This window comes from Limnoraphis robusta BA-68 BA1 (genome assembly GCF_034932365.1).
In the GTDB taxonomy this organism is placed as follows: Bacteria; Cyanobacteriota; Cyanobacteriia; order Cyanobacteriales; family Microcoleaceae; genus Capilliphycus; species Capilliphycus robustus.
The window spans coordinates 84,770-111,733 of sequence record NZ_JAYGHR010000005.1 but is presented as its reverse complement, the minus strand read 5'-3'; the positions used below and the strand labels follow the sequence as shown (position 1 = coordinate 111,733).

19 protein-coding genes and 2 tRNA genes are annotated in these 26,964 nt (G+C 43.2%); 9 read left to right on the top strand and 12 right to left on the bottom strand.

All coding sequences use genetic code 11. From position 1 onward, the window contains the following. Positions 1 to 11: 11 nt before the first annotated feature. Positions 12 to 1,298: a Glu/Leu/Phe/Val family dehydrogenase gene (locus VB836_RS04305; protein ID WP_323218163.1), complete on the top strand. Its 1,287-nt coding sequence runs from the start codon at positions 12 to 14 to the stop codon at positions 1,296 to 1,298. A 13-nt stretch (positions 1,299 to 1,311) separates the two neighbouring features. Here VB836_RS04305 and VB836_RS04300 read toward each other — a convergent pair whose 3' ends face one another. Next, positions 1,312 to 2,211 (bottom strand): ChaN family lipoprotein, encoded by a 900-nt coding sequence (locus tag VB836_RS04300; RefSeq protein ID WP_046276984.1) that lies wholly within the window; start codon positions 2,209 to 2,211, stop codon positions 1,312 to 1,314. A gap of 147 nt (positions 2,212 to 2,358) precedes the next feature. After that, positions 2,359 to 2,532: a hypothetical protein gene (locus VB836_RS04295; RefSeq protein ID WP_160315433.1), complete on the bottom strand. Its 174-nt coding sequence runs from the start codon at positions 2,530 to 2,532 to the stop codon at positions 2,359 to 2,361. 566 nt (positions 2,533 to 3,098) lie between these two features. On the opposite strand from VB836_RS04295, the gene VB836_RS04290 reads away from it, so the two are divergent. Next, positions 3,099 to 3,476, top strand: a complete 378-nt coding sequence (locus VB836_RS04290; RefSeq protein ID WP_323218198.1) for a response regulator — start codon at positions 3,099 to 3,101, stop codon at positions 3,474 to 3,476. A gap of 653 nt (positions 3,477 to 4,129) precedes the next feature. On the opposite strand, the gene VB836_RS04285 is transcribed toward VB836_RS04290, so the two are convergent. After that, on the bottom strand, positions 4,130 to 4,273 hold the full coding sequence (locus tag VB836_RS04285) for a chlorophyll a/b-binding protein (protein ID WP_046281784.1): 144 nt from the start codon (positions 4,271 to 4,273) through the stop codon (positions 4,130 to 4,132). Between the two features lie 214 nt (positions 4,274 to 4,487). Between VB836_RS04285 and ispF the strand changes: the two genes are divergently transcribed. From ispF to larB, 3 genes are all read left to right on the top strand, one after another. Continuing rightward, positions 4,488 to 4,967, top strand: coding sequence for a 2-C-methyl-D-erythritol 2,4-cyclodiphosphate synthase (gene ispF / locus VB836_RS04280; RefSeq protein WP_046281783.1), 480 nt, complete (start codon positions 4,488 to 4,490; stop codon positions 4,965 to 4,967). Between the two features lie 373 nt (positions 4,968 to 5,340). Next, positions 5,341 to 7,065, top strand: a complete 1,725-nt coding sequence (locus VB836_RS04275) for an ABC transporter substrate-binding protein (RefSeq protein ID WP_407659564.1) — start codon at positions 5,341 to 5,343, stop codon at positions 7,063 to 7,065. A gap of 12 nt (positions 7,066 to 7,077) precedes the next feature. After that, positions 7,078 to 7,854, top strand: coding sequence for a nickel pincer cofactor biosynthesis protein LarB (gene larB / locus VB836_RS04270; protein ID WP_323218160.1), 777 nt, complete (start codon positions 7,078 to 7,080; stop codon positions 7,852 to 7,854). Here the strand turns inward: larB and VB836_RS04265 are convergent. Next, positions 7,851 to 8,501 (bottom strand): GNAT family N-acetyltransferase, encoded by a 651-nt coding sequence (locus tag VB836_RS04265; protein WP_323218159.1) that lies wholly within the window; start codon positions 8,499 to 8,501, stop codon positions 7,851 to 7,853. The genes larB and VB836_RS04265 overlap by 4 nt on opposite strands. A 348-nt stretch (positions 8,502 to 8,849) precedes the next feature. Between VB836_RS04265 and VB836_RS04260 the strand changes: the two genes are divergently transcribed. Beyond that, entirely contained in the window at positions 8,850 to 12,317 is a 3,468-nt protein-coding gene (locus tag VB836_RS04260; RefSeq protein WP_323218158.1) for a response regulator, read from the top strand. A 72-nt stretch (positions 12,318 to 12,389) separates the two neighbouring features. Further along, positions 12,390 to 12,460: transfer RNA gene (locus VB836_RS04255), tRNA-Gly, on the top strand. A 30-nt stretch (positions 12,461 to 12,490) separates the two neighbouring features. Here the strand turns inward: VB836_RS04255 and VB836_RS04250 are convergent. The 7 genes from VB836_RS04250 to murA all read right to left on the bottom strand — a co-directional run bounded on the left by VB836_RS04250 (position 12,491) and on the right by murA (position 22,504). After that, entirely contained in the window at positions 12,491 to 14,059 is a 1,569-nt protein-coding gene (locus VB836_RS04250; protein WP_323218157.1) for a restriction endonuclease subunit S, read from the bottom strand. Positions 14,060 to 14,190: 131 nt separating this feature from the next. Continuing rightward, positions 14,191 to 15,615, bottom strand: coding sequence for a class I SAM-dependent DNA methyltransferase (locus VB836_RS04245; RefSeq protein ID WP_323218156.1), 1,425 nt, complete (start codon positions 15,613 to 15,615; stop codon positions 14,191 to 14,193). 407 nt (positions 15,616 to 16,022) lie between these two features. Then, positions 16,023 to 17,345, bottom strand: coding sequence for a type I restriction-modification enzyme R subunit C-terminal domain-containing protein (locus VB836_RS04240; RefSeq protein WP_323218155.1), 1,323 nt, complete (start codon positions 17,343 to 17,345; stop codon positions 16,023 to 16,025). 93 nt (positions 17,346 to 17,438) lie between these two features. Next, complete coding sequence (gene hsdR, locus VB836_RS04235; RefSeq protein WP_323218154.1) at positions 17,439 to 19,355, bottom strand: type I restriction-modification system endonuclease; 1,917 nt, start codon at positions 19,353 to 19,355, stop codon at positions 17,439 to 17,441. Positions 19,356 to 19,580: 225 nt separating this feature from the next. Continuing rightward, positions 19,581 to 19,662 (bottom strand) — tRNA-Leu (locus tag VB836_RS04230). Beyond that, positions 19,641 to 20,516 carry a M48 family metallopeptidase gene (locus VB836_RS04225; RefSeq protein WP_323218153.1) on the bottom strand — a complete coding sequence of 292 codons (876 nt, stop codon included), beginning with the start codon at positions 20,514 to 20,516 and terminating at the stop codon, positions 19,641 to 19,643. The genes VB836_RS04230 and VB836_RS04225 overlap by 22 nt, the downstream gene beginning before the upstream one ends. 635 nt (positions 20,517 to 21,151) lie before the next feature. Further along, entirely contained in the window at positions 21,152 to 22,504 is a 1,353-nt protein-coding gene (murA, locus tag VB836_RS04220; protein ID WP_323218152.1) for a UDP-N-acetylglucosamine 1-carboxyvinyltransferase, read from the bottom strand. 172 nt (positions 22,505 to 22,676) lie between these two features. Here murA and ald point away from each other — a divergent pair, with 172 nt between their 5' ends. Both ald and VB836_RS04210 read left to right on the top strand, forming a co-directional pair. Continuing rightward, complete coding sequence (gene ald / locus VB836_RS04215) at positions 22,677 to 23,762, top strand: alanine dehydrogenase (RefSeq protein WP_046281774.1); 1,086 nt, start codon at positions 22,677 to 22,679, stop codon at positions 23,760 to 23,762. Positions 23,763 to 23,974: 212 nt separating this feature from the next. Further along, positions 23,975 to 24,457: a PqqD family protein gene (locus VB836_RS04210; RefSeq protein ID WP_323218151.1), complete on the top strand. Its 483-nt coding sequence runs from the start codon at positions 23,975 to 23,977 to the stop codon at positions 24,455 to 24,457. Positions 24,458 to 25,050: 593 nt separating this feature from the next. On the opposite strand, the gene VB836_RS04205 is transcribed toward VB836_RS04210, so the two are convergent. After that, positions 25,051 to 26,739: a DUF3352 domain-containing protein gene (locus VB836_RS04205; protein ID WP_323218150.1), complete on the bottom strand. Its 1,689-nt coding sequence runs from the start codon at positions 26,737 to 26,739 to the stop codon at positions 25,051 to 25,053. Positions 26,740 to 26,964: the final 225 nt, after the last annotated feature.

The window sequence follows — 26,964 nt, the reverse complement described above, 5'->3', positions numbered from 1 at the left end:
AATCCTCAACCATGTCTGATACGCTATTTGCAGATGCCAGCCAAAGACTCGAAGGCGCTTTAAACTACGTTTCCCTTTCCGAAGATACTATCGAACGGCTGAAATATCCTAAATCAAGTTTAATCGTTTCCATTCCCGTTCGCATGGATAACGGCTCACTGAAAATTTTTCCAGGTTATCGAGTGCGGTATGATGACACCAGAGGGCCAACCAAAGGAGGGGTGAGATACTATAGCTCTGTCTCCCTTGATGAAGTCACCTCTTTAGCCTTTTGGATGACCTTTAAATGTGCCGTTTTAAGCTTACCGTTTGGGGGTGCGAAAGGCGGAATTACGGTTAATCCGAAAGAACTTTCAAAACTCGAATTAGAACGCTTGAGTCGCGGATATGTCGATGCGATCGCCGATTTTATTGGCCCAGATATTGATATTCCCGCGCCGGATGTTTACACCAACCCAATGATTATGGGCTGGATGATGGATCAATATAGCATCATTCGTCGTCAACTTTGTCCGGGTGTTGTTACCGGGAAACCCATTGCATTAGGGGGAAGTTTAGGACGAGATACAGCAACCGCAATGGGGGCTTTTTTTGTAATCGAAATAATTCTGGCAAAATTGAGTCAATTTCCCCCTAATACTAAAGTTGCTGTTCAAGGCTTTGGAAATGCAGGCGCAACTCTCGCCCAACTCCTCGCCAAAGCCGGATATAAAGTCGTTGCCGTCAGTGATTCTCAAGGGGGAATTTATTCTAAAAACGGCTTAGATATTCCCAGTGTTCAACAGTTTAAAGAATCCAATAAAAGCGTTAAAGCCGTCTATTGTGAAGGAACTGTTTGTAATATTGTTGAACATGATGTGATTAGCAATGAAGAACTTTTAACCTTAGATGTAGATGTTTTGATTCCGGCTGCTTTGGAAAATCAAATCACCTCTGAAAATGCCAAAGACATTCAAGCAAAATATATTTTTGAAGTGGCAAACGGCCCAACCACTTCAGAAGCAGATCGGATTTTAGAAGAACGAGGAATTAAAGTGATTCCTGATATTTTAGTCAATGCAGGAGGCGTAACCGTTAGTTATTTTGAGTGGGTGCAAAATCGGGCTGGGTTGTATTGGACACTCCAAGAAGTGAATCATCGTCTCAAACAAAAAATGATAGCTGAAACTGAAGAAATTTGGCGTATTTCTCAAGAACTTGCGATTTCCATGCGAACGGCTGCCTATGTTCATGGGTTAAATCGCTTAGGAGAAGCGATGAATGCCAAAGGAAACCGAGATTTTTATGTTAAAAACTAACTCGATTTTGCCTTTATTCCACTAACCAAATATAGTCAGCAATCGGAGTTTTATTAGAAACAGATTCTTCGGTTGTCGTTGAAAAAATAACCGAACGCTGAACTAAATTGCGATCGCTTAATCGCCGTTCAACTCGACTGGGAATTCCGTAGTTATAGATAATATGACCTTTTCCCACTAAAACAATCACTTGAGATTTGGGATGATTCTTGAGATATTTTGCAATGGTTTCAGCCATCGTTTCATCCCAAAGCACTTGAGCTAAAAAGAAGTTTTCAAAAGCTGCACTATTTCCTTGTCCGTGATGATGTTGTTGATAAATTTCTTGCAGCATTTGCCGATATTCAGCGTTATCGGTGCGAATTTCGCTCAGAGGCGGAATATAGCGTTTATCTTCATCTGTTAAGCTTCCTAAGCCTTCTTTTGCCACCTTACGGGTGACTTCACTGGGAGTATTTAAAGCTAAAACTGGAATATTATTTTGCCGCGCAAACCGCAAAATTTCAGCATAATTTTGCCAGGGAAAACCCCAACGTTGCAAATATTGACTTTTCTCAATTAACTCCGTTTCGCTGATTGAACCTGCGATATATTGATCTAAAACTTCTTGATAGGGACGCTGAAACATTTCCAGCCCAATGACGATTTGAGAATTTTTATGGTATAATGCCTTAATAATATTGAGTTGGGCAAGATGATCCTTGAGTTGATCGTGAGTTTCTCCTAAGTACACAACATCCGCACTTTTGAGATTTTGCAAGATCCTCTGTTGGGAAGAAGTGACGGCATATAGGGCGGGAGAATCGAAAAATCGATCTAAATTGTTTAGATATTCTGCCCCTGTAGGGGGTGTACACCATAGAAAGAATCCCAGTGACCATGTAAAAACCTTTGCAACGGCAACTTTATTCATGTTAGAAGAACTCAATGCTAGGAATTTTCAACCGACAAAAAAACTCTAGCGTTATTAACCGCCAGAGATCAAACTTTGTCTAAATTTTTTTAGGAGTTCTGTTTTTAGAGCGAATGAGTTTGACAGTTCAGATGTGTCTAGATAAGTTTAGTCTACTTTTTCCTGAGCCTGCTGCCATAGTTTAGGTGTAACCGTAAAATTTCCTCGCAATGCCGCGATTAACTGCGGTTTTACCGCTTTAGCCCAACGTTCAAAGTTAAATTCCTCACAGGCGATGTCGAGGAGGAGATCTTGAGACTGATTTTTGGTAGTGTTGTTCATACCCTGCCTTTGATGTGAAATGACTCGTTATACAATGGTGACAATTGAGATGATTGTCTAAGGTGCAAAAATAGCAACTTGGAGTTTTGTCCGTTTCTCGGAGTTTAACCCCGGGTTTTCTGTCCCAGACCAAAGCATTCCCTTGGAGTGTCACCCCTTGACTGACTGATAATATCTTCTCGAAAATTCAGTCAGAATTCAAGAGGATCATTCAATGCTTGAATGAGATTGATGCAGTTTTTGAATTCTCTCACTCCCCCCCAGATCAATCTTAAGCGAAAATTAAAAATTTATGAAAAAATTTGGGGAGCCAACTTGAAGTCGAGTTTTCGATGAGTAAAATGTAGCTTTTGGTCAGTTGTCGTCAGACTCCGCGCAATCTCTAGAAGCGTTAGTCAGAACTGTCATTGATCACTTAAAATAGTCTAGATAACTTGAGGTGATTTTTCTCGCTCTATCGAAAAATAGCTATCCAACAGATTATAACAGTTGAGGCTCAGAATCAATTATAAACTTTTTAAATTTTCTATTATCGTCTATATTAGAGAGTTTTCTAACTTGTGAGCATAATGACTAAACGTATTTTACTCATTGATGATGAAGACGATATTCGCGAAGTTGCCCAAATGAGTTTAGAATTCATTTTAAATTGGCAAGTGATCACCGCTCAATCGGGTCAAGAGGGTATACTCAAGGCAAGTCAAGAACTACCCGACGCTATTCTCCTGGATGTAATGATGCCAGAATTGGATGGATTAATGACGTTTCACAAGCTACAAATAAACCCAAAAACCAAGCACATCCCCGTGATTTTACTAACAGCACAAGTACAAGCTGAAGAACATCGCAAATTTGTTCTGTCTGGGGTGAGTGGAGTGATTACTAAACCCTTTGAACCTTTGAGTTTAGGAGCTTTAGTTGAAAAAATTTTAGATTGGGCTTGAGTGTAACTGTCTTTTTAGACTTTACCTGAACAAAATCCCATCTCGCATCCTCCTTTTGACGGAGAAAATGTCCAGATATCCAGTATCAAGTTTTGTAATCTTAAGTATCAAGTTTTGTGACAATATTTCTTGATTTAATCTGTTTTTTATGTTTTGGCTTTACCTTTAAATATATACTAAAAATAGTCAATCTTACCCGAGTGACTATCTACAGCTTCCCGAGGAGGTGGCAACCATGCCCGGGGTTTATTTGATTCTACTGGCCTTGAGTTTAGGCTCCATCTGGGTCTATCTACAAACGTCTGAAGATATCCCTTTTGTTTTAGCAGGATTAACGGGACTCGCTTGTTTTGTATGGGGATTTGCGTTCACACACTGGAGTCTTCAAATCTTGATGTTGTGTGGGTTGTTAAGCTGGTACAAATTTTATTTTCCAGAGCAATCAAGTCTACGATAGACAAGGAAAAACTCAAAACACAAACTCAACTAATAATAAAACTCCTCTTGCGTTCCAGTTTTGAGGAGTTTTTTATCGTTTTATAAAAATCATTCAATAACAAAGGTTTCCGAAGGATCACTCCCGGAAACCTGATCAACTATAGCTCAACTATTGTGTATGGCAACACTAAACAATTCAACTGACTTCCATGGAATTACATTAAGCCAATTTGAGAAAGGATACCTTGACCGGTTAGGTACTCAGTTGCGATTCCAATCACAAAACCTAGCATCGCTAGACGGCCATTCCAAGTTTCTGCAAACTCAGTGAATCCAAATTTACCTTCTTGGTTTTCCATGTCTAAAAACTCCTCTGTTGTTTCTGTGACCTATACAAAATTTAACATATCGACTGAAAAGCTGCAACATTTTTTTACAAAATATGAAATAGGGGACAGGGGACAGGCAGATGGGGAGATGGGGAGATGGTGAGCAGTAGTGGTAACTGTTCACGGATAACCGCCCTTATCAGATAATGAACTCATGTAAAGAAGCGATTGCTCAATAACCCTGATGAATATTCGTATCGGTAACGGCTATGATATCCACCGTCTGGTCGAGGGACGACCGTTAATATTAGGTGGAATTCACATTGAACACGAACGCGGACTCTTAGGAAACAGTGATGCAGATGTGTTAACACACGCTATCATGGACGCAATGTTAGGAGCGCTCAGTCTCGGCGATATCGGACTCTACTTTCCCCCAACCGATGAAAAATGGACAGGCGCAGACAGTTTAGTTCTACTCGATAAAGTCCATCAAATGATTCAACAACGGGGTTGGAAAGTCGGGAATATTGATTCTGTCGTTGTCGCTGAACGACCTAAACTTAAACCTCATATTTCAGCAATGCGCGAGCGCATTTCTACAGTTCTCCAGATCCAACCCGAACAAGTCGGTATCAAAGCCACAACCAACGAGAAGTTAGGCCCAGTGGGACGAGAAGAAGGAATCGCCGCCTATGCTGTCGCCTTGCTAGAACTTCAGTAGAGACGTCTGTAACATCTGAAATTCCATCTAAGCCTCCCTTGGGTACTGCAACCATAATCAAAGATTTGGTTGTACGGGGAATCGGAGACGGGGTTTGTGTTATCATTCTTTTATTCTCAAAGTATGATCTACTGGTGGTCAGCCAGAAAGTTACGCCCTAACCTGAAACAACAGGTTTTTTAGGAGAAATGATTGTCGGAGCGATGATCAGCCTGGGAATCGACAGTTAAGGTCATTGTGCCTGAAAATCGAATGCAGGATTTGGAAACATTTCCTGAGAATCTGAAACCGTAATTTTTGATTCGGTTTTAGAGGTTCAACACACTTCAGAATGAAATATCCTTTGACTCAAATTTGGCATCGTGGACTCGGGATGGTGATCGCAGCAATTTTAGCGATCGCCCTCGCCGCCTGTAGCCCTGCGACATCGACCCTTCCATCTCGTTTAGTCGTTCCGACTCCCAGTGGGCCAGGAACCTTTAACTATCCGCTCAATCAATCAGCCTATAGTATTTTTGGCTATATTTACGACTCATTGTTACGAGAAAATCCCTATACCGGTGAACTAGAACCCGGACTCGCAGAATCTTGGAACGTTTCTCCCGATGGACAAAAAATCGTCATCACCTTGCGAGACAATTTAAAGTGGTCAGATGGAGAAGAGATGACCGTTGATGATATTATTTTCACCTACAATGAAATCTATCTCAACGATAAAATTCCCAGTGGAACCGCCGATATTTTAGCAGTGGGGGAAAAAGGTCAATATCCCACCGTGAAAAAGCTCGATAATCGCCGCGTTGAATTTTCGGTTCCTGAACCTTTTGCGCCATTTTTACGCTACGCTGGCGGTTTACCAATATTACCAGCTCATGCTTTAGCCTCATCGGTTCGTACCCTTGATGCTCAGGGAAATCCCCTGTTTTTAACGACTTGGGGAACAGAAACCGACCCCAATAAAATTATTGGAAATGGGCCTTATCGTTTGGCAAGTTATGCAGCAAATCAGCGCGTCATTTTGCAAAAAAATCCCTATTATTGGCGCCAAGATAAACAGGGAAATTCCCAACCCTTTATTGAGCAAATTGTTTGGCAAATTATGGAAAGTACGGATACTCAACTGCTCAATTTTCGCTCGGGTTCCTTAGATACTTTAGATGTACAAGCAGAAGCTTATCCCCTGTTAAAACCGGACGAAAAGCGAGGTCAATATACGATTTATAGTTCTGGCCCTGATACGGGAACAGTTTTCCTCACGTTTAATCAAAATCAAGGCAAAGATGCCAAAACCAATCAACCGTTTGTTCCGACGGCTAAATCTCGTTGGTTTAATAATAAAGCCTTTCGACAAGCGATTTATTATGCGATTAATCGAGAGGTGATGAAAAATAATATTTACTTGGGATTAGGAGCCTTACAACATTCGGCAATTCCGGTACAAAGCCCTTATTATTTATCACCCGAAGCCGGACTAAAGACCTATCAATATAATCCAGAAAAAGCCAAGAAGCTTCTAGAAGAAGCCGGATTTAAATCCGAAAATGGTAGATTATTGGATGCCGATGGGAATCCCGTGCAATTTACAATTTTAATTGCTTCGGGAATGAAAGTGCGATCACAAATGGCAACCCAAATCACTCAAGATTTAGGTAAACTGGGAATTAAAGTCTTTACTCAGCCTTTAGAATTTAACGCCTTTGTCGCTCGATTAAGACGTCGAGATTGGGAGGCTTATTTGGGAGGATTTACAGGCGGTTTTGAACCGCATGGAGGTTATGTCATTTGGTCAGTTAACGGAAGATTACATAGTTTTAATCAAGGCCCACAACCCGGACAGGAAGATATTGTCGGCTGGAAACCGTCTGACTGGGAACAAAAAATAGATGCTCTTTATATACAAGCCTCTCAAGAGTTAGACGAAGAAAAACGCCAAGAACTTTATGGTCAAACTCAACAGATAGCAGCAGAGGAACTGCCCTTTTTATATATGGTAAATCCCCTATCATTTGAAGCCATTCGCGATCGCATTGAAAATTTAGAATATACTCCGTTAGGTGGTGCATTCTGGAATCTATACGAGCTAAAAATAAAAGAATAGTTAAAATTTAAAATGAATCCAGACGCTTTAAAAGATTTACTCGAATCGGTCGCCAACGGTCAAATGAGTCCCACAGAAGCACTCAGAAAAATTAAACATTTTGACTTTGAACCTGTGGGAGATTTTGCTCGGATTGATCACCATCGCAAACTAAGAACAGGCTTTCCTGAAGTGATTTGGGGGCTAGGTAAAACCCCCGAGCAAATCATCGAAATTATTCAGGCGATGCGACAACATAACACTACAGTAATGGCAACTCGCATTGAAGCCGATGTCTATGAGAAATTACTTGCCAAAATCCCCGATCTATGTTATTACCAGACTGCTCGGATTTGTGCGATTACTCCGGCAATTGTGCAGACCAAATCATCTCAAACCATTACCATTTTGACCGCCGGAACCGCCGATTTACCCGTCGCTGAGGAAGCCGCCGTGACTGCGAATTTATGCGGTTTTCCCGTCAAACGACTGTGGGATGTGGGAGTCGCCGGAGTCCACCGCTTGTTGAGTAACTGGCATTTAATCGCAGAAGCAGATGTCTTAATCGTAGTCGCGGGAATGGAGGGAGCATTACCCAGTGTCGTGGCGGGTTTAGCCGACTGTCCGGTGATTGCTGTTCCGACCAGTATCGGCTACGGAGCCAGTTTAAACGGTTTAGCACCCTTGTTAACCATGTTAAACTCTTGTGCGGCGGGAGTCGGAGTCGTTAACATTGATAATGGATTTGGAGCCGCCATTTTAGCAGGTCAAATCTTGCGAGTCGCGCAAAAACAGCAAACCACCAGCTAACGATTCAGGGTTTTCCGCATGAACAGTCGTCTTGGCTGGCCAAACAGTAGGGGATTCCAACTGTGATCAATTTCGGCTAACCGATAACCTGCTTTGAAATACAACCGTTTAGCAGGAGAGTTGTTTTCTAAAACGTGCAGGTACAATTGAGAATATCCCCATTGACGGGCGATCGCTTCACAGCGACTGAGTAACTGTTGGGCGACTCCCAAGCGTCGATACTGAGGATGAACCGCCAGATTCGATAAATAGGGAAACTGGCGAGATCCCGAAGCGATCCAAGCATTGGGCGATCGCAATGCCATTTCTACCGTTCCCACTAAGACTTCTGGCGTGAGCGGCGATTTATGGACTTGGGGGCGGGCGGAATTGGCGTTCAGGGCAACCAGACAAACATAATGATCGGTTCCACTCGCCAAACGGTTGCGTAAATCTTCATAAATTCCCAGACGCAGGATGGGATAAACCCAGCCGAAAAAGCCTTCGCGAGAGTGGAAACTTTCCGCTAAGACTTCGGTGAGTGGCAATACATCCGCAGATGTAGCCGAACGGATACTCAAGTGAGAAGGATTGGAAGAATATCCGGAAACCCCTTGAGTATTAGAGGTTGAGGTCAAGAAGAATGGATTCACTATGGGTGAGTTCATGGTATAACACTGTAACCCATCTTAGATTCACTCATTAGAATTGCGCCGATGAAAAAGGGCAATCTTATTCAGCAATCAACGGGTGAGTCGCAGTACATTGAATAAAAAGATACACAGCACTCAAGACAGCACTCAGGGTGAGCGTGATACCAATTAACAATAGATCAGAATATGATTGATATGGGTGCATTCTAGACAACTCCCCCAAAATCAAAGAGTGTTATACCTGATTTGGTGAACCGTTATGCTGACTGAATGGCGTTTTTCTGGCAACGATGATCACTCATCACTTGCCCCCGTCCACCCTTTTGAGTAACATCATTCGCTTTTGCAGCAGGAGAGCGGTGCATGAATTTCCCCAAGAAATCTAAGCCCAAAATTCTAGTTGTTGACGATGAACCCGACAACTTAGACCTGCTCTATCGGACGTTTTATCGTGCTTATAAGGTCTTGAGGGCGGAAAGTGGGCATGAGGCTCTACAAATTTTAACTCAGGAAGAGGATGTTGCTGTGATTATCTCAGATCAGCGAATGCCTCAAATGAGTGGAACAGAACTCCTCAGCTTGGCGGCGACTCAGTATCCCGACGCCATCCGAATTCTGTTAACCGGTTATACTGATGTAGAGGATTTAGTTGAAGCGATTAACTCCGGTCAGGTCTTCAAATACGTCACTAAACCCTGGGAAGCCGAAGAACTCAAGGCGATCGTTAACCAAGCTTTAGAAACCCACAACGTCCTCAAAACTCGTACCGAAGAACTTAAAAGAGCGCTGCGACAAGAATCCCTTCTCTACGCCGTTACGAGTACGATTCGTTCAGCTCTCAATTATCGCGAAATGCTGCAACGGATTGTCGAAACGGTTGGGCAAATGTTTGAGGTGAGTTACTGCATTTTACAACCCTTTCAAGAGGGGGAAATGCTCGAGGAATGGTTTGTTTATCAGGCTTCTGGCTTAAAAGATTCTGACTTGAGGATTGCCAATTCCGAATTTAAAACCCTCGTTTGGCAAACAACAACCGTTGAAATCATCCAAGATGCTCAAACTGATGAACGAATTCAAGGCAATTCTGAACAATTCGACTCCCGCAAACAAGCCTACAGCACCGCGAATATCTGCTCTAGCCTGATTGTACCGCTCTTTTATCAACAAGAACTGATGGCTGTTCTCGCCATGCACCAAGTTGAAGATTTGCGAGAATGGATCGATCACGAAGTTCAGTTGGTGAGTACGGTTGCTGATCAAGCCGCCCTCGCCCTCTCTCAAGCCCGCGCCTACGAACAACTCCAAGAACTCGCTAGACGGGAAGCACTCGTTAATACCATCACGGCGGCGATCCGTTCAAGTCTTGATCCCCAAAAGATTTTTGCGGCTATTACCCAACAACTTGGACAAGCCCTGAGAGTTGACGGTTGCGCCCTGTCTCTGTGGACGAAAGAGGATGAATTTGTGCAATGTGTGGGCTTGTATGATGCTCACCAAGAAACTTCTTTGGTGTCAAACTGGTCAGAAGAGGATACCCACGAGGCTTCCTCTGAGGCTAAAAGCCCAGCAAGTTTACCTCAGTCGGCGGTTCCCATTCGGGGAAATCCTGTGCTGCAACGCTTGCTAGAGACTCAGCAGCCCGTCGTGATTAATGATTTGACTCAAAAACCCGATTGGAACTTAATTGAACTTCCTTTGCGATCGCCGTCGAAAGCGTTAATGGTACTACCTTTACTGTTAGATGATCAAATTATCGGCAGTATTTCTCTGCGTCAAAACGACGCCATCCGCAAATGGACGGAAGCTGAAGTGACTTTAGTCCAAGTTGTCGCTATCCAAGCCGCTTTAGCCGTACAACAAGCCCGTCTTTATCAAAAAACTCGTCAACAAGCGGAAAGATTACTAGAAGTTGATCGCTTAAAAACTGAGTTTTTTCAGAATATTTCCCATGAATTTCGCACCCCGTTAACGCTGATGATTGGCCCTTTAGAATCAGTCGTTAATCAGATGCAAGGTTTACCTTATGAACAAGCTAAAATAGCCCTGAGAAATTCTCGGCGACTCTTGCGTTTAGTCAATCAGTTACTCGATTTACAGCGATTTGATGCTGGACGAATGCAACCGAGTTTTCGTCCTTGTGATTTAGTGGAATTTTGCCGTCAAACGATTGAATCGTTTCAACCCTATTGTGATAAAAAAGGAATTCAACTGGTGACGGATTTAAAATCCTGTGATCCGATATATTTAGACTTAGAACGCTTTGATAAAGTTCTCTATAATCTGCTGTCTAACGCCATGAAATTTACGCCAGAAGATGGCACTATTTTTATCAATCTAGAACCAACGGGAAGTTATTGTCGGTTACAAGTTAAAGATACGGGAATTGGGATTCATCGCGAACAAATTCCCCATTTATTTGAACGCTTTCGTCAAGCAGAAGGTTCAACGAATCGTTCCTATGAAGGCAGTGGGTTAGGATTAGCTTTGGTTAAAGAATTGGTAGATTTACATCGAGGTCAAATTTTCATTGATTCGGTTTATGGTGAAGGAACAACATTCACCATTTGGTTACAAAGCGGAACTACTCATTTACCAGCCGAACAAGTTCTAGAAGTTCCAGCCGAGTTAAATCCTAGACGAGCCGCCGTAGAATTGGCAGATGTTGAAGTTGAATTCAGTGAGGATGAAGTTCAAGAATCGGCTGATAACAAAATGGCTCTTATTCCTCCTATTTATACAACTGAATCGACAGAAAATATCATTTTAGTTGTTGATGATAATCCAGATTTGCGCCGCTATTTATCCAATATTTTGCGACAAGCTAATTTTAATATTGTCATGGCTCGGAATGGGGCGGAAGGATTTGACCAAGCAAAAGCTTATCGCCCGGAAGTGATTATTACTGATTTAATGATGCCGAATGTCTCAGGATTAGATTTAATTCGGATGATTCGGGAAGACTCGGAGTTAAGGGGAACTCCGATTATTTTATTAACCGCAAAAGCTGATGAAGATACCCGAATAGAAGGGGTTGAACGGGGAGCAGATGCTTATGTTTCCAAACCCTTTAATGATCGAGAACTCCTGGCTGAAGTGCGAAATCTGCGGGCTTTAAAAGAAAATGAACGCCGAGTAGGAGAGTTAAATCGATATCTGACAGAATCAGTTTTAAGACGGTTTTTACCACCTCCGATGGTGGAACTTGCAGCAGCAGGTGATTTGGTCTTAGATTTGAACCCAGAACCGCGTTTAGTGACGATTTTATTTACAGATATTGTTGGGTTTACGCGAATGTCTAATCAACTTCAATCTCGCCTGATAGCCCAAGTTTTGAATGAATATTTAGCCGCTATGACTCAAGCTGTCTTTGAAAATGGCGGAACGGTTGATAAGTTTATCGGAGATGCGGTAATGGCTTTGTATGGCGCACCCAAGGAGTTACCCCCCCAGGAACAGGTGAGGCGTGCATTGGCTTCTGCACGGGCGATGCTGCGGGCTTTAGACAAGTTAAACCAAAGTTGGCTAGAGCGAAGTTTAATTGGTCATAATGGGGTTGAACCTGTGCGTTTTCGTTGCGGAATTCATCAGGGGATGGCGGTGGTTGGGATGTTTGGGGCGAAAGAGCGATCAGATTATACGGCGATTGGCCCTTCGGTGAATATTGCGGCTCGGTTACAGGAAGTCGCTTCTCCCAATAGTATTTTAGTATCCGCAGACGTCGCTCAATACCTGGATAAACGGGAAATTCTCTCCTCGGATATGCAGCCGCTCAAAGGCATAGATGAACCTGTATCTACCTTTGTTATTGCTTCCGAACCCGTTGCTGAGTGATCTGAAAAATTTTTCAGCAAATGTTGATCAATTTCAGCAAAAGCTGTGCTATATTAGTAGGACTGCAATATTGCGGGTGTAGTTTAGTGGTAAAACCTTAGCCTTCCAAGCTAATGATGGGGGTTCGATTCCCCCCACCCGCTTTGAGAACTGAAGCCAGATGAATTTTGGGGTTATTCGATCCCTTCTAATGTGAGTTGGGTTGAATTGTTGTTGTCGGTTTTGGGGGGTTTTTTGCGGGTTTGTTTGGCGGGTTTGCTGTGGGTTTCTCGTTCTTTGCGAATACGTTCTAATAGCTCTGATGCGGGTTCGTCGTTGGGGTTTTGGGGAACCAGTTCGCCTCGGAATGCTTTAGCCAGAATTGATTGATTTAACGTTTCTAAGTCAATTTCTGTTTGTTGGTATAGGTGTTCTATATTATCCGCTATTTTAAAGAGTTTGTCAATCCGGTTGACGATTTCTTTTTGTTCTTTAAGGTTAGTTAGTCTTATTGGATACTTTTGAAATAAAGCTTTTGTTAAATGTTTTATCGTGCTTCCACTACAGTAATCAGATACAGTTCCTTGAATAGCATCAAGTTTCAAATGATAAACAATCCAATACCGAGAAAATTCTAAAAATGGTCTTAAACGATGTAGAGTTTTTTGATATTTAATCTCGCTATTTTCTAATTCCCACACAGCACACCGTCCTGGCTCTCCTCCTTCACAAACTAAAATATCTCCTTTGTTAAGACCAAACCTTTCAAGTTCATGGTTTTCAAAATCCATTGTTAGCAAATCATCTAAATCAAAGTAATCCCAACGAACATTGATATTACGAAGATAAGGAATTAATTTTCCTTTTTGCTCTTTACCTCTATCTAGCATCTTGCCTAAATCTATTTCTGATAATTCTTCTAAATTAACCCAACACCAACCATCAGGTAATAGGGGTAAATCATCAGAGTTAACGGGTTCGGGTTCTTTATATTTCTGCTTCCATTTATCATCTTTGGGTGTTTTACCTGCTGCTTTCATCTTCTCTAATTCTGCTTCTTCCCAACGCCGACGCCGTTCAATTTTTATCCTTTCTAACAACACAGACGCAGGTTCAATATCTGGGTTTTTCTCCCGCCAATCTTTGGTTAAATCACCTCGAAACGCAGCAGCGAGAACAGATTGACGAAATTGGTCTAATAGGGGACGTATCGCCACAAGTTCGGCTTTGACTCGTTGACTCCTCTCCTGTAACGCTTCTATTTTGGCGACTATGCGTTTCTGTTCGTTGAGGGGAGGTAGAGGAACAGGTAATTCACTAAAGCGACTTTTGTTGAGAATGGGTAAGGTAGTTGCAGAAGCATTATCAATAATTAATTGCTGTCCTTGAGGACTGGTAATAATCCAGAATAACCACTGTGGTAAAATATTTTTTTCAGGAATAATAGCATTAATTTGTTGATTAGTTGCACATACATTTCTCGTTAATCCAGTTTTTCCAATGGTCGCGCCAATACAAGTTACCAATACAGATAAAGGGGGAATAACTCTACTTTGACTTGCTCCTAATTCTGATAAATATTCTCTTGCTTGTGTAACTTTATATCCGGCATCCAAATCAGTTGGCTTATAAAAAGGTAAACTATCTCCAAAAAACTCTGCTTTTTTCTTCGGAGGGGTTGAACCCGTAATTATGATTCCTAATTTATCTATTCTTGCTAATTGCCAACCTTCAGGTAATTCCATTAATTCATCATTCATCATTTCTCTGTTATATTTAATCGTTATTTTGAATCAGGTGTATACACTATGATAGACTATAGTTAAAACTCTATTCTATTGCCTATTGCCTATTGCCTATTGCCTGATTCCCCCTATTGCCTATTGCCTTTTGCCTATTCTTCTTCCAACAATAACATTAACGCTTCCATCTCATCCGTTGCACTTTGTAACCGTTGAAAAATCTCCGCAGCAATAATATCGGGTTCAGGTAAATTTTCCCCACTCTGTAAACTCTCATCCCGCAGCCAAGAAATATCAAGGTTATCCCCCCGTTTAGCAATATCCTCCCGACTAAAACAACGAAACCGCCCTTCTTCTCCTAAGTCTATTCGTTGGCTGTTTCCATTGCAGTCATCGCCATAACAACCCTCAAATTCTTCAAAATGCTGATGAGTCAGAGGAATACGTTTCCCAAAACTCGGCATATTGGTTCTCATATCATAAAACCAAACGGCTTTTGTATTCCCCTTTTCTGTCGTTCCCCGTTGAAAAAATAGCACATTTGTTTTCACCCCTTGGGCGTAGAAAATCCCCGTCGGTAATCTTAAAATCGTATGTAAATTACACTTATTCATCAAGTCCGCCCGAACTTTTCGCCCCTGTCCATCCTCAAATAATACATTATCCGGTAACACCACCGCCGCCCGTCCTAATGGTTGCAAACCCCGATAAATATGCTGCAAAAATGCTAATTGTTTGTTAGAAGTCGGGTAAGTAAAATCATCCCTTGTGGGTTTTCCGCCGCCCTTTTTCGTCCCAAAAGGAGGGTTAGTTAATATTAAATTAGCCTTCGGAAGTCGTTCGCCCTCACCCGAAAGCGTATCGCCCAAACTCACCTCACCTTCTATTCCGTGTAACAGCATATTCATTAACAGCAACCGATGGGCGTCTTGTACCAATTCCATCCCATAAAACGCCTGATATTTCTGAAAATCCTGTACAGCCTCGGAGTAGTCAAATAAATCATCCGTTTGTTGTTTAATAAAACGGTCAGCCGCAATCAAAAAACCACCCGTACCCGCCGCCGGGTCTTGAATTAATTCTCCCGGTTGAGGCTGCATTAATTTTACCATACAATCAATCAAAGGGCGAGGGGTAAAATATTGACCCGCCCCGGATTTTTTCTCTCCTGCGTTCTTTTCTAATAACCCTTCATAGAGATTTCCTAACCCTTCTTCCTTCGCTGAATACCAATCTAATTCATCAATACTGGTAACAAGTTTATTGAGAATTCGAGGCTGTTTTAGGGCGGTTTGGGCGTTTGCAAATATGGCTTGAACCCTTGTATTTGCCGTTTCTGAACCCAACGTTACCAGCAATTGACGATAAAATTTAAGCTGTTCTATCCCGTCTTTCTCCACCAAATTTATCCACTGAAACCCCTTCGGTAATTGGTTTTCAGTGTTGGTTTCCTGCGCCATTTTCAGGAACAATAAATAAGTTAATTCGGTGACATATTGGAGATAAGTTATCCCGTCATCCCGAAGAACGTTGCAGAGATTCCAAAGTTTTTGAACAATATCAGTAGTTGCTGTCATTTTCACACTTTAATCTGAAGTATTTAAAGATTTGTTGGCAATGTTTCTAGGTTTTTTATCCCCCCTTCCCCCCTTAAAAAGGGGGGTTGAAAGTCCCTTTTTTGGGGATTTAGTAGGTTTTTTATCCCCCCCTCCCCCCTTAAAAAGGGGGGTGTTTTATTCAAATTATCCATTTTCCAGGGAAATTTAGGGGGGTTGAAAGTCCCCCTTTTTAAGGGGGATTTAGGGGGATAAACTGGGGGATTTAGGGGGATAAAGTCCCCCTTTTTAAGGGGGATTTAGGGGGATAAACTGGGGGATTTAGGGGGATAAAGTCCCCCTTTTTAAGGGGGATTTAGGGGGATAAACTGGGAAATTTAGGGGGGATAAAGTCCCCCTTTTTAAGGGGGATTTAGGGGGATCTTCCATTATCCCACATCTTCCCAAATCTCCCGATTAATCTCACTCAAAATATTCTCCAACTCCCCATCGAATGTTTTATTAATGCGATTAAACCCACCCATAGACTTAAACTGTCCCTGTTCAAACGCCGCCTTATCAACTATCGTTTCTAATTTTAACTGCTTCCCAATGCGTTCTAACCATTTGCGTTGCGGTTCAGTCCAACTGCGAGAAGCGATAATTTTAGCGATCGCTTTATCCACCCTTTCAGTATAAGATATTAAAGCATCACCCAGCGCCGCCTGACGAATAAATCCGATAATAGAAGCGGCGATATCCTGGTTTGTTGTTTCTCGCCAAGCCGTTTGTAAATTGGTTTCCGAATATCCCGCATTATCTAACAATAACTTGACCTCTTTTAACTGACTTCGCGTTAACTCACGGGGACGTTGTACCACCGCCATCAAAGCCGGAATTTGGTTAATATTCTCATTCAAAAAGGTACGGAAACTGTCGAGATAATCTTGCGGTTTCTCCGCCTTCCCGTAACCCCGTTCAACTCGAATCACTCGGTCAACATGGCGAGAAATCAAAAGCGGTTTTCTTCCGCCATCTTTTCGATCCAACAACTCCGCGATCGCCTTTTTATCCCCAAACCATTCTACCACCTCGCGGGGAGAACTGCGCTTCAAATATTTTGCCATATCCGTTATCGACATTCCCGCCAAACTTTCAAGCTGTTCTTTGCTATCCCCACTTAGATAGCGTCGCTTTTGTTGAAACTTCGCTAAGAATTGGTCTACAATCTCCGGTAACGCCTGAACATTCTGCACCGTCGAAAGTTCATAAACCAGTTGACTAAAACTAATCTGAGGATTGACGACAACAGGCTTCATACTGGAAAGCAGACCAATCCCCTCATACAATTTTACCGCATCAAACACCCGGAAAACTGTTTTCCCAATCTCATCACATCGCCGAGTCGCCCTTCCCAACATTTGTTCATACAAAATCCGGGAATTCACCCGCCGCAGAAACACCACATTACAAATCGCCGGCACATCAATTCCCGTCGTCAATAAATCTACCGTCACCACAATTTTTGGACTAGCTTCGTTTTTGTACCGCCGAATCAATTCTAAAGGTTTATCCGCCGTTCCCGTAATCTTCTTAACCTCCTCATCATCAACACTTCCGTACTGAGTTTGTAGCGCCCGTTTTAACAAATAAACCACTAAATCAGCATGGCGATCTGTTGCACAAAAAATTAACGTTTTTTCCGGTAAACTTGGGTCAAGATATTCAGCCAGTTGCTCACAAACCACCTGATTAAACGATTCAGTAATCACCCGCCTATTAAACTGTTCAATCTCGATTTTTATCTCATCCGGCGCGTGAACTAAATCAATTTTACCCGTTTTAGGGTCAAAATATTCTAGATTTTATCCCGGTTGCCAAACCATCCCCGTTTCCGATAATTCCGTTATAATTTGTATCGGAGGTTCGTAATCAATTAACCAACCCTCCATCACCGCTTCTCGATAACTGTAAGTAAAAACCGGATCACCAAAAATCTGAGTCGTGTGCAAAGCAGGCGTCGCCGTCAAGCCAATTTTCACCGCATCAAAATAGTCAAGAACACGCTGATACTTAGAAATATAATCGGAAAAATCCCGAAAGGTTAACTCATTTTCGCTTAACTCCTTGTCGAGTACATATCCCCGATGACATTCATCGACAATAATACAATCATACTCATCAACTTTGGGAATATTAGTCTCATCACCCGGATAAAACAACCGTTTCACAAACCCTTGAACCGTCGCAATATTTAACTTTGTATCCGTGTCAATTTGATTATCTGTTAACTCCCGAATTTCAAAAATATCCCCAAACGTTTGCAAACTTTCTAACCGAGTTTCTTTAAACGCATTCGCCGCTTGTTCCCCCAATGCAGTTCGATCTACTAAAAACAAAACCCGCCGAAACCGCTTGGATTTTAATAACCGATAAACCAAAACAATACTCGTCTTTGTCTTTCCCGTTCCCGTCGCCATTGCTAACAGCAAATTGCGTTTATTTTCTGCTAACGCCGCTTCTAGCGTTTGAATCGCTTTAACTTGATATTCTCGCAAATCAATGTTATAATTAAAAGGTTCGGTTTCTAATTGTTCGTGGGCGGTTTCTACATCCTGAGAAAGTAACGCTTTCAACCCTTCAGGACTGTACCACCCCCTCAACGAACGCCGTAAATTATCCGGTTTACGAACATCACAAAACCAAATTCCGCTTTGCATTTGGAGTTGATGGAGGTACTCCCGTCCGTTGGTAGCAAACACAAACGGAACCCGATATTCTCCCCAATTTCCTAATAAGATTTCATCCCCTTTTTTTCGATAACTTCGACTGTACCGCTTGGCCTGGTCAACCGCCCCAGAAACATCTTTAATTTGACGTTTGGCTTCCACAACCCCCACCACCTGAAGCCCCACAAACAAAACATAGTCCGCCCGTCCCTGAGTTGTCGGCCATTCTGCGATCGCCAAATTCTCAGATTTTTGGGGGCGAGTTCCGTTAGAATAAGTTAGGCTGGACGAATCAACTCTCCACCCTGCCAAGCGCAATTGGGCGTCAATTAAACGGCGGGTTTCCCTCTCGTCGAGGTCTATTTGAGTTTCGGCGTCTTGGGCGGGTTTTACAGCCTGTTCAACCCGTTGGGGAGACTGGGCGACGTTGGTAGCTTGCAGATGTTGGAGTCGTTTTGAGGTTTTTTCGACCTCCGCTTCGGCTTCTTTGAGGAGTTCTTCGGCAATTTGTCGCAGTTCTTCTTCTTGTTGGGCTTTGGCTTTGGCGAGTTCGGCTTCGGTGAGATATTGGGCGGCTTCTATTCTTAATTTTTCTAATTCTTGCTGAACTGCAACGGTTTCCTCTGTGGGGTCAGGAGGGGGAATAAACGCCCCGGCTTTAAATTGGCTGTCAGAAGCAAAAGTCCGATGAAACCATATCCCCAGTTGTCGGGCGTATTTAAGGTTACTGAGGGCGGTTCGGTGGTCGCCTGTGAGGTTGTGGGTGGCGTCGTTTCCGGCTTTTCGCAGTTCGTGAAATAGGGGTTCGACGTTACCGGGAATGAGGTTATTAGAAGACAGGCGCCGGAGTAGGTCGAGTTGGGGTTCTGCGGGGTCGGTATAAAGTCCAACGTTGGCGGCGACGAGTTGGGCGAGAAGTTCCCCAAACTGTCGCAATTTCATCAAACAGGTGATGGGGTCTTCTTTGAAGTAAGCTTCTGCAACAGTTGCGAGGCGAACCAGTTGGGGGTCATGTTGTTGGAGAAAGGCGAAGTTGGGTGAGGGAACTCGCATAGGATAGTTTAAAATGGAAAAATAGGAGTTGAAAAAGTTTTCACTCTGTTTCCAAGTTAAACAATGTTTTTCTGGTTCAGCCTCAGTAATATCACGGTTTTTTTGAAGAAGAACAATCCCAATTAGCACTCCGGGGCAATCTTAAGGTACAAAGAGATTAACGTCTAATGATATCGGAGATACCGTGATGGTGAAAACTCTTGTCCTATATATTGTGTAGCAATATGGGCGGAGAGAGACTCGAACTCTCACGACTTTCATCGCCACATTTTGAGTGTGGTGCGTCTACCAATTTCGCCACCCGCCCTTTTGGGTAACTTCATCATTATACACCCTTAAGTTTCCTTTTAGCAAGTCTTGATAATCTGAACTACTCGACCAGCGATCAATTTCTCGAACCCGCAGCACCGGGAGAGGATGAGTCAGTTGAGAAGATTGAGCTTGTTTGAGCAACTCTCCGAGTTCATCCTTGCTCATCTCGTCATAGGCTTTGGCTTGAGCTAAAAACGCATCCAGATTCAATTTTGAAGCCAAACTGGGCGAACCCCCCGACAACTTCATCAACACAGACATCACCGTGCGGGGGTTTTGAGTCGCCAACAGAGCCGCGCGATCGCAAGTAAACTCAGCACACCGCAACCATTCTAAAATCTGAGCCTGTAAGCCTTGAGTCAGAACCGCACCCCAAGGCGATAACTGTCCTGCGGCTAAAACCAGCAAATTCGCCAACGTTAAATAAACCCCATGTTCACACTTGAGATGACCCAACTCGTGAGCAATAACCGCTTGAATTTCTTCGGGAGTCAACAGTTCAATTAAAGACGTATGAATAACAATAAACGGCTTTTCACCCCGCATTGCAAACGTATAAGCATTCGGAACCGGATGTTGACGAATATAAAGTTGAGGCGGTTCTAAATCCAACGTCTGACAAGCATTCAACAGCAATTGATGAAGATCAGGAAGTTGCTGTTCGCCAACTAAAACACTGGAAGCAATATTTTCCAAATAAAAAAACCGTTCGCCCAAAGAACCCAAAAACTGGCGCACCAATACATCCAGACCTGGAATTTGCTTAAGGGAACTCGTCGCTTGCAGGTCAAGGGGATGACGAAAATGATCAGCTTTTAAGCCCAGTAAAGGCAGTGTAGAAAGAGTCATAGGAATCAATCGGTGCAATCTCAAGATAATAACGGAACGCGAAAGTCAGTTTAGTTGAAAAACTCATAACCAATTTCTAGTTTAAGCCGAATTTGATTACTTATCGATCAACTTCCCTAACCCCTCTCCCTAAAATACTCCTTTTTCTGATAACTTTTTCCAATCAATTACAGATCAATAGTTTTAAAATTCAAAAACTTGTTAAGAATGATTACATTTTTATCGCTAACTCTTCTCAAGAATTTGACAGCAGAATCGGGGTTCTGGTAGAGTGAACAAAATGAAAATTACAGGCTTGTTCTATCTTATTGCCAAAATACACCCGATAAACCCCATAATATCGTCGCTTTTAGGGGAGTAGAAGGGAAAAATGCAAGTTGACGATGCACGAGTTTTACCCTCTATCTCTACAGGTCTGAGGTTAGGGGATTGACAAACATCACATTTTATGCAGGAGTTTCAGGTGAAAAAATCGGCTTTTTTTGGGAGGGGGTTGACAACGCCAGACTGAGGGCTTAAACTGGTGCGTAGGGGTTAACTCGTGTATACACTTGATTTTTTGTTCAACACTTGCCCCAAAAAAGCAAAAATCCCCAAACCATCAGGCAGGGGATTCAAAACAACAGCGAAGACAATTAGACCTTTTCAGGTTCAACAGAAGGCTCAATCCGCACAATATTCGCACCCAATTTTTTCAACTTCTCCTCAAACTTCTCATAACCGCGATCGAGGTGATGTAAGCCTTGAATGGTGCTAGTACCTTCAGCAGCCAAAGCCGCTAAAACCAGAGCCGCAGAAGCTCGCAGATCCGAACCAATCACCGGAGCGCCCGACAACATCGGAACTCCGCGAACAATGGCTGTATTTCCTTTAACTCGAATATCAGCCCCCATGCGACTCAGTTCAGGAACATGATGCAAACGGTTCTCAAACACCGTTTCTGTGATCAAACTATTGCCTTCACAGAGCGTCAATAACGCCATAAAAGGAGCCTGTAAATCAGTGGGAAAACCGGGATAGGGGAGGGTTTCAATATCAGTAGCGACGTGTTGTTCTCCAGGAGAGACGCGGATGCAGTTAGGGGATTCCATAATAATCTGAACGCCAATTTTCCGCAATTTAGAAATAGCTGCCGTGATATGTTCAGGAATCACAGGAGACAGTAAAATTTCAGATCGGGTAATGGCTCCCGCAATCAAAAACGTTCCCGCTTCAATGCGATCCGGGATAATCGAATAATCAACATCATGCAGACGGGGAACGCCAGAAATCACTAAAGTTTTAGAACCAGCCCCGCTAATTTTTGCCCCCATCGCCCGACAGAAGTTGGCTAAATCAACCACTTCAGGTTCTTGAGCCGCATTTTCAATAATACTTTCCCCTTCCGCGAGGGTAGCCGCCATCATCAGGGTTTCAGTCGCGCCAACACTCGGATAATCGAGATAAATTTTTGCACCCTTCAAGCGACCATTTCCGGGAACCGCCGCATGAACGACACCATGTTCGATGTGAACATCAGCGCCCATCGCCCGCAGTCCTTGAACATGAAGATTAACAGGTCTGGCACCGATCGCACAACCGCCCGGTAACGGCACCTTAGCTACGCCTAAACGGGCGAGTAGCGGCCCAATCACAAAAAAGCTGGCTCTGAGTTTGCTGACTAACTCATAAGGAGCTTGAGAGGTAGAAATCTGAGCGGCGTTGATGTCGATCACATCGCCCTGTTGCTCAAATTTCACTCCAACGGAGGAGAGCAGCTGGCCCATCCGAGCCACATCAACCAGAGAGGGAACGTTGCGAATGCGACAATCCGACGGACAAAGTAATGCACCCGCTAAAATCACGAGAGCCGCATTTTTGGCTCCACTGATTTGAACGTGTCCTTGCAGTTGAGTGCGCCCAGACACCTGCAAGACAGGTTGATTGGGATCGGATGCAGATGAGAGTTTGGATGAGCTAAGAGCGAGTTTAATGGGTCTACCCTCCAATAATTTAAATGGTAAGAAAACATTCTTTAATTTTTGTTCTGATTCTACAGGAAAGCTGTCAGATGTCTAGGGGTCATGGCCCAAAGATTTTCACAGATCGCCTGTAATCGATTACCAGTTCTTGAGATCGACTCTAAAATCTAAGCATGACAAACCGTTCAGGTAGCGCACGATGGAAATTGGTATTCCTAAAGAGATTAAAGATCAAGAATTTCGAGTCGGTTTGAGTCCGAGTAGTGTTCGAGTTTGTACCGAAAGAGGTCATCGTCTGTTCGTTCAAGCCGACGCCGGAGCCGCAGCAGGCTTTACCGATGAGGATTATCAAAACGCAGGTGCAGAGATAGTCTCAACCCCCGAAGAGGCTTGGAACCGTGAAATGGTGGTGAAGGTTAAAGAACCCCTGCCCCCAGAATACCCCCTGATTCAAAAAGGTCAACTGTTGTTTACCTATCTTCACCTGGCGGCCGATCGCATTCTGACTGAAAACCTGATCAAGAGCGGAGTCTGTGCGATCGCCTATGAAACGGTAGAACTGACCGATGGGAAACTGCCTTTACTGACTCCGATGAGTATCATTGCGGGTCGTTTATCCGTGCAGTTTGGCGCCCGCTATCTCGAACGTCAGCAAGGAGGTCGCGGTGTTCTCCTGGGTGGGGTTCCCGGTGTGAAACCCGCTAAAGTGGTGATTCTGGGGGGAGGTGTTGTCGGAACGGAAGCGGCTCGAATTGCAGTGGGAATGGGTGCGATCGTTCAGATTTTAGATGTCAATGTTGAGCGGTTGAGTTATTTAGAAACCCTGTTTGGTTCCCGAGTCGAATACCTCTACAGCAATCCCTCTCAAATCGACAAAATCGTTCCTGATGCAGATCTGCTCATCGGTGCCGTCTTGGTCTTAGGACGACGCGCTCCTATACTTGTTCCCCGGTCTTTGGTAGCTCAGATGCGTCCTCGTTCTGTGATTATTGATGTAGCCGTTGATCAGGGGGGATGTGTGGAAACGCTACGCCCGACTTCACACACAAATCCGACTTATACCGAAGAAGGAGTTGTTCACTATGGGGTTCCAAATATGCCCGGAGCGGTGCCTTGGACGGCAACACAGGCGCTAAACAACAGCACTTTATCCTATGTCTTACAATTAGCCGATCAGGGCGTGAAGGCTCTCACAGTCAATCCGGCGTTAGCTAAGGGATTAAATGTGGAAAATCATCAATTAGTGCATCCGGCTGTCCGAGAAGTTTTTCCTGACTTGATTTAACGGTTTTCTGCTCAAAATCGTTTGAGAAATCCAGCGATCGCCCCAGTTTTTCAAGTTTTTCGAGCAGTTTCACTTCTTGAGCTTGTAAACTGGACGATCGCTTAGATAAAATAAGATTGAACGATCAGAGTGCGCTCTACACCCATTTGTTGTTGGAATCATTTCTTGGTGATCACAGTGAGTCCTTTTCTATCTATTACAACAGCCAGCCCATGATCGAAGAAACTTCTATTATCTACACCGCTAAAACTCAGCGTTCTTCCCGACTCAACCATGAAGTCATTATCCTCGATCTCGAAACTGAAGAATACTATGGCTCCCAGTGGGTAGGAGCAACCATCTGGATACTGCTCTCCCAACCCCGTACTGTTAAAGAAATTCGGGAGCTGATTTTATCAAGATATCAGGTAGACCCCCATCAATGCGATCGCGATTTGATGAATTTCTTATTACAATTACAAGCCAATGGACTGATAAAACTCAGTCCTTCTCCTTCTCCCCTTTCTCTATTGCTGCATCGGGTGACTCGAAAAGTTGAAAAATTGTTGAATAATATCCTCAATAGTGACCAAGGTTGGGGAAGTCAATATCTAAAATTTTCCGCTCAAGCAGGAGCTACAATGATGTCTAAACTCCCCTACCAAACTCCTGTCTTAACTTATTGCGGTTCTAATCATCCCTCGCTTTATGGCTAAGGGAGAAATATAGCAGTTTTTTTATCTGTAAACTTACCACGTTCGACACGAAGACACCAAGATTTTTTCTGAGTATTTTCTGTGTTGAGTGTGGTTTTTATTTTTGGGGTTCAGGGTTATCAAAATTTCTGAACTTCCCCTTTATAGCAGAAGTCAGGAGACAGAAGACAGGAGACAGAATTGAAACCTTTATCATAAAAGGATTTGACAGAAAAACACTGTCCTAATCAAAGGCTTCGACTGCTATAAAACTGGGATGCTTCATTAACTCTAAACAGCAACAAGTCGCAATTTCTCGCCCCAGACAAGATCTGGAAGTGCGAAATCTTACCACTGAATGATCGGGTGAAGAACTCTTACCAAGATTTAGCTTGAATTGATCTCCATATTTGTAAATCATACCCTGTCCAGATAATTAGTGATAAAAAACTTTCTCCTCCTCCTCCTCTTTCTTCTTCTTTATTTCCTCCTGACTCCTGACTCCTGACTCCTAACTCCTAACTCCTAACTCCTAACTCCTAACTCCTGACTCCTGACTCGGTGACTCCTGACTCCTGACTCCTGACTCCTGACTCGGTGACTCGGTGACTCCTCTATTTTAGTCTCACAAATACCGTCGCCTTCGCTACTCCTTCGACTGTTCCTGCACTACTAATCGTAAGCGATCGCAAGTGATCAAAAAACGGTTTTGCGGATAATTCTAACAATTTTAGCAAGGGAATTTGTTGCTTCAAAAATCCAACACTCGCTTCCCAGTTGAGAAAGAAATAGCCATCATTTGCTTTTGGTAAACGTTCAAAAGCGATCTGAAATTCCGGATCATCGAGTAGAGTTTCCGTTTGAGTTGCTATCAGTAGATTATTCATGGCTTCAACGGAAGTCGTGAAAATCTCATAATCTCCAACTGTAGCGTGAACTCCTCTTGGTTTGGCTTCTAAAACCTGCGGGTTAAAATCTGTTATCTCAGCAGGATCAGGAATTGAATTTAAGGTTGTCCAAGCCGTTAGGGTGCGTTCCCCTAGTTCAAAAGTTCCTAGACTATAACCCTCTTCTGTGGCGAGTTCATCTAAATGTTTGATCGCATCAATGGCTTGAGGGGATAGTCTTTCTGCAACAAAAATCCAATCCGGTTTTTGTGTTTGCTTTTCGGGAGAAGGAGGAATCATTGCTAAAGCATATTCTCCTGTTACCCAAGTTAAGATATCCTGGGGTAAATCTAAACCCCAAATCTCTTTAATCACGCTAATCGGTTGATTGACTAAATTTTCTAAGCCGGAATTTCCAGCAAGGGTTGCAGATAGTTGTTCCCAAAGATGATTGAGATCAACACCTGCGATCGCAAACGCACTTGCACCTGTAATATATTGCCAAGCTTTTGCAGGTTCAGACAGCAAAGGTGCTACTGATTTTTCATCTTCTTCTCCGGTTTTCACTAAAGCGGTTTGTGCTAATAATCCTTGAGGACTCAAGCTTAGAGATATCGTTAAACTGGGCTGAGAAGGGAGATTAACGGCTGTATTTTCCCAGTCTAGTCCCCAACTGCCTAAATTCACAAACGCTAAACCAACGCGACTTGAGGGGAGTTGTTCTAGCGCTCGTTGATAGGCGGGAGACTGACTTAAACTTAAAGTATTTGCCTGTAAATTGTTAATAGCTTCTCGCAATATTTTCGGAGAATTTGCTACTAATACGAAACGATTTATAATAGCAGTGCTTAACGAAGGTGATCCGTTATCATTCGGTTGACGATAGGAGACTGTAACCCCTTTATAGGGTTTCAATACCAGATCATATCCTTGTGATTGCTGTTGTTGCCAAAACTGATCTAAAGTGGTTGTAGCCAGTTCGATATCGGAAGCCGATAAAACAAATAAATAGCCCGGTTGTTCGCCGTTTTTGAAGTTGCGATCAATATCAGTTGTCATCAATGCCAGCGTCGTTTCATTGCCTAACCAGGGTTGAATATCACGATTGTAGTTAAAATCGGTATTGGCGAGTAGAATTTTCTTGAGACGATTAAATTCATTGTGCGATCGCAAACGTTCAGTCGGTGTGGCTAATACCTGTTCAAAGGCTTCAATGCGATCGGGGTTAACCAGTAACGATACCATCACCGGAACCGTTTTAGGTACAAAGACAGCCGCCGTTGGCGTTGCTGTTACCCCACCTGTTACCGCAACGAGTGGACTTTCACCCAATAACTTGTACAATGTACCGATACCCAGCAGCAAGATCGCCACTGAACTCACCGCTAAAATTGCAAAAAACGAACGAAGCTTCATAAGAAGATTTGAAAATTAGGGCATTTTACAGGGGGTTAACCTGGGAAAGTATGGGTTTCCTCTATCCCAATTTTGGGCGGAACTCCGGGGAATGGTTCAGAATGCGACGGGTTGCAATTCTCACCGCCCCAGTCCATAGTTTAATATGCAGTGGGCGTTTGAGGCTATGATCACAGAAGATAGGGAGATCAACAGATAGGGAGTTGGGGAGATAGCATAACTGTA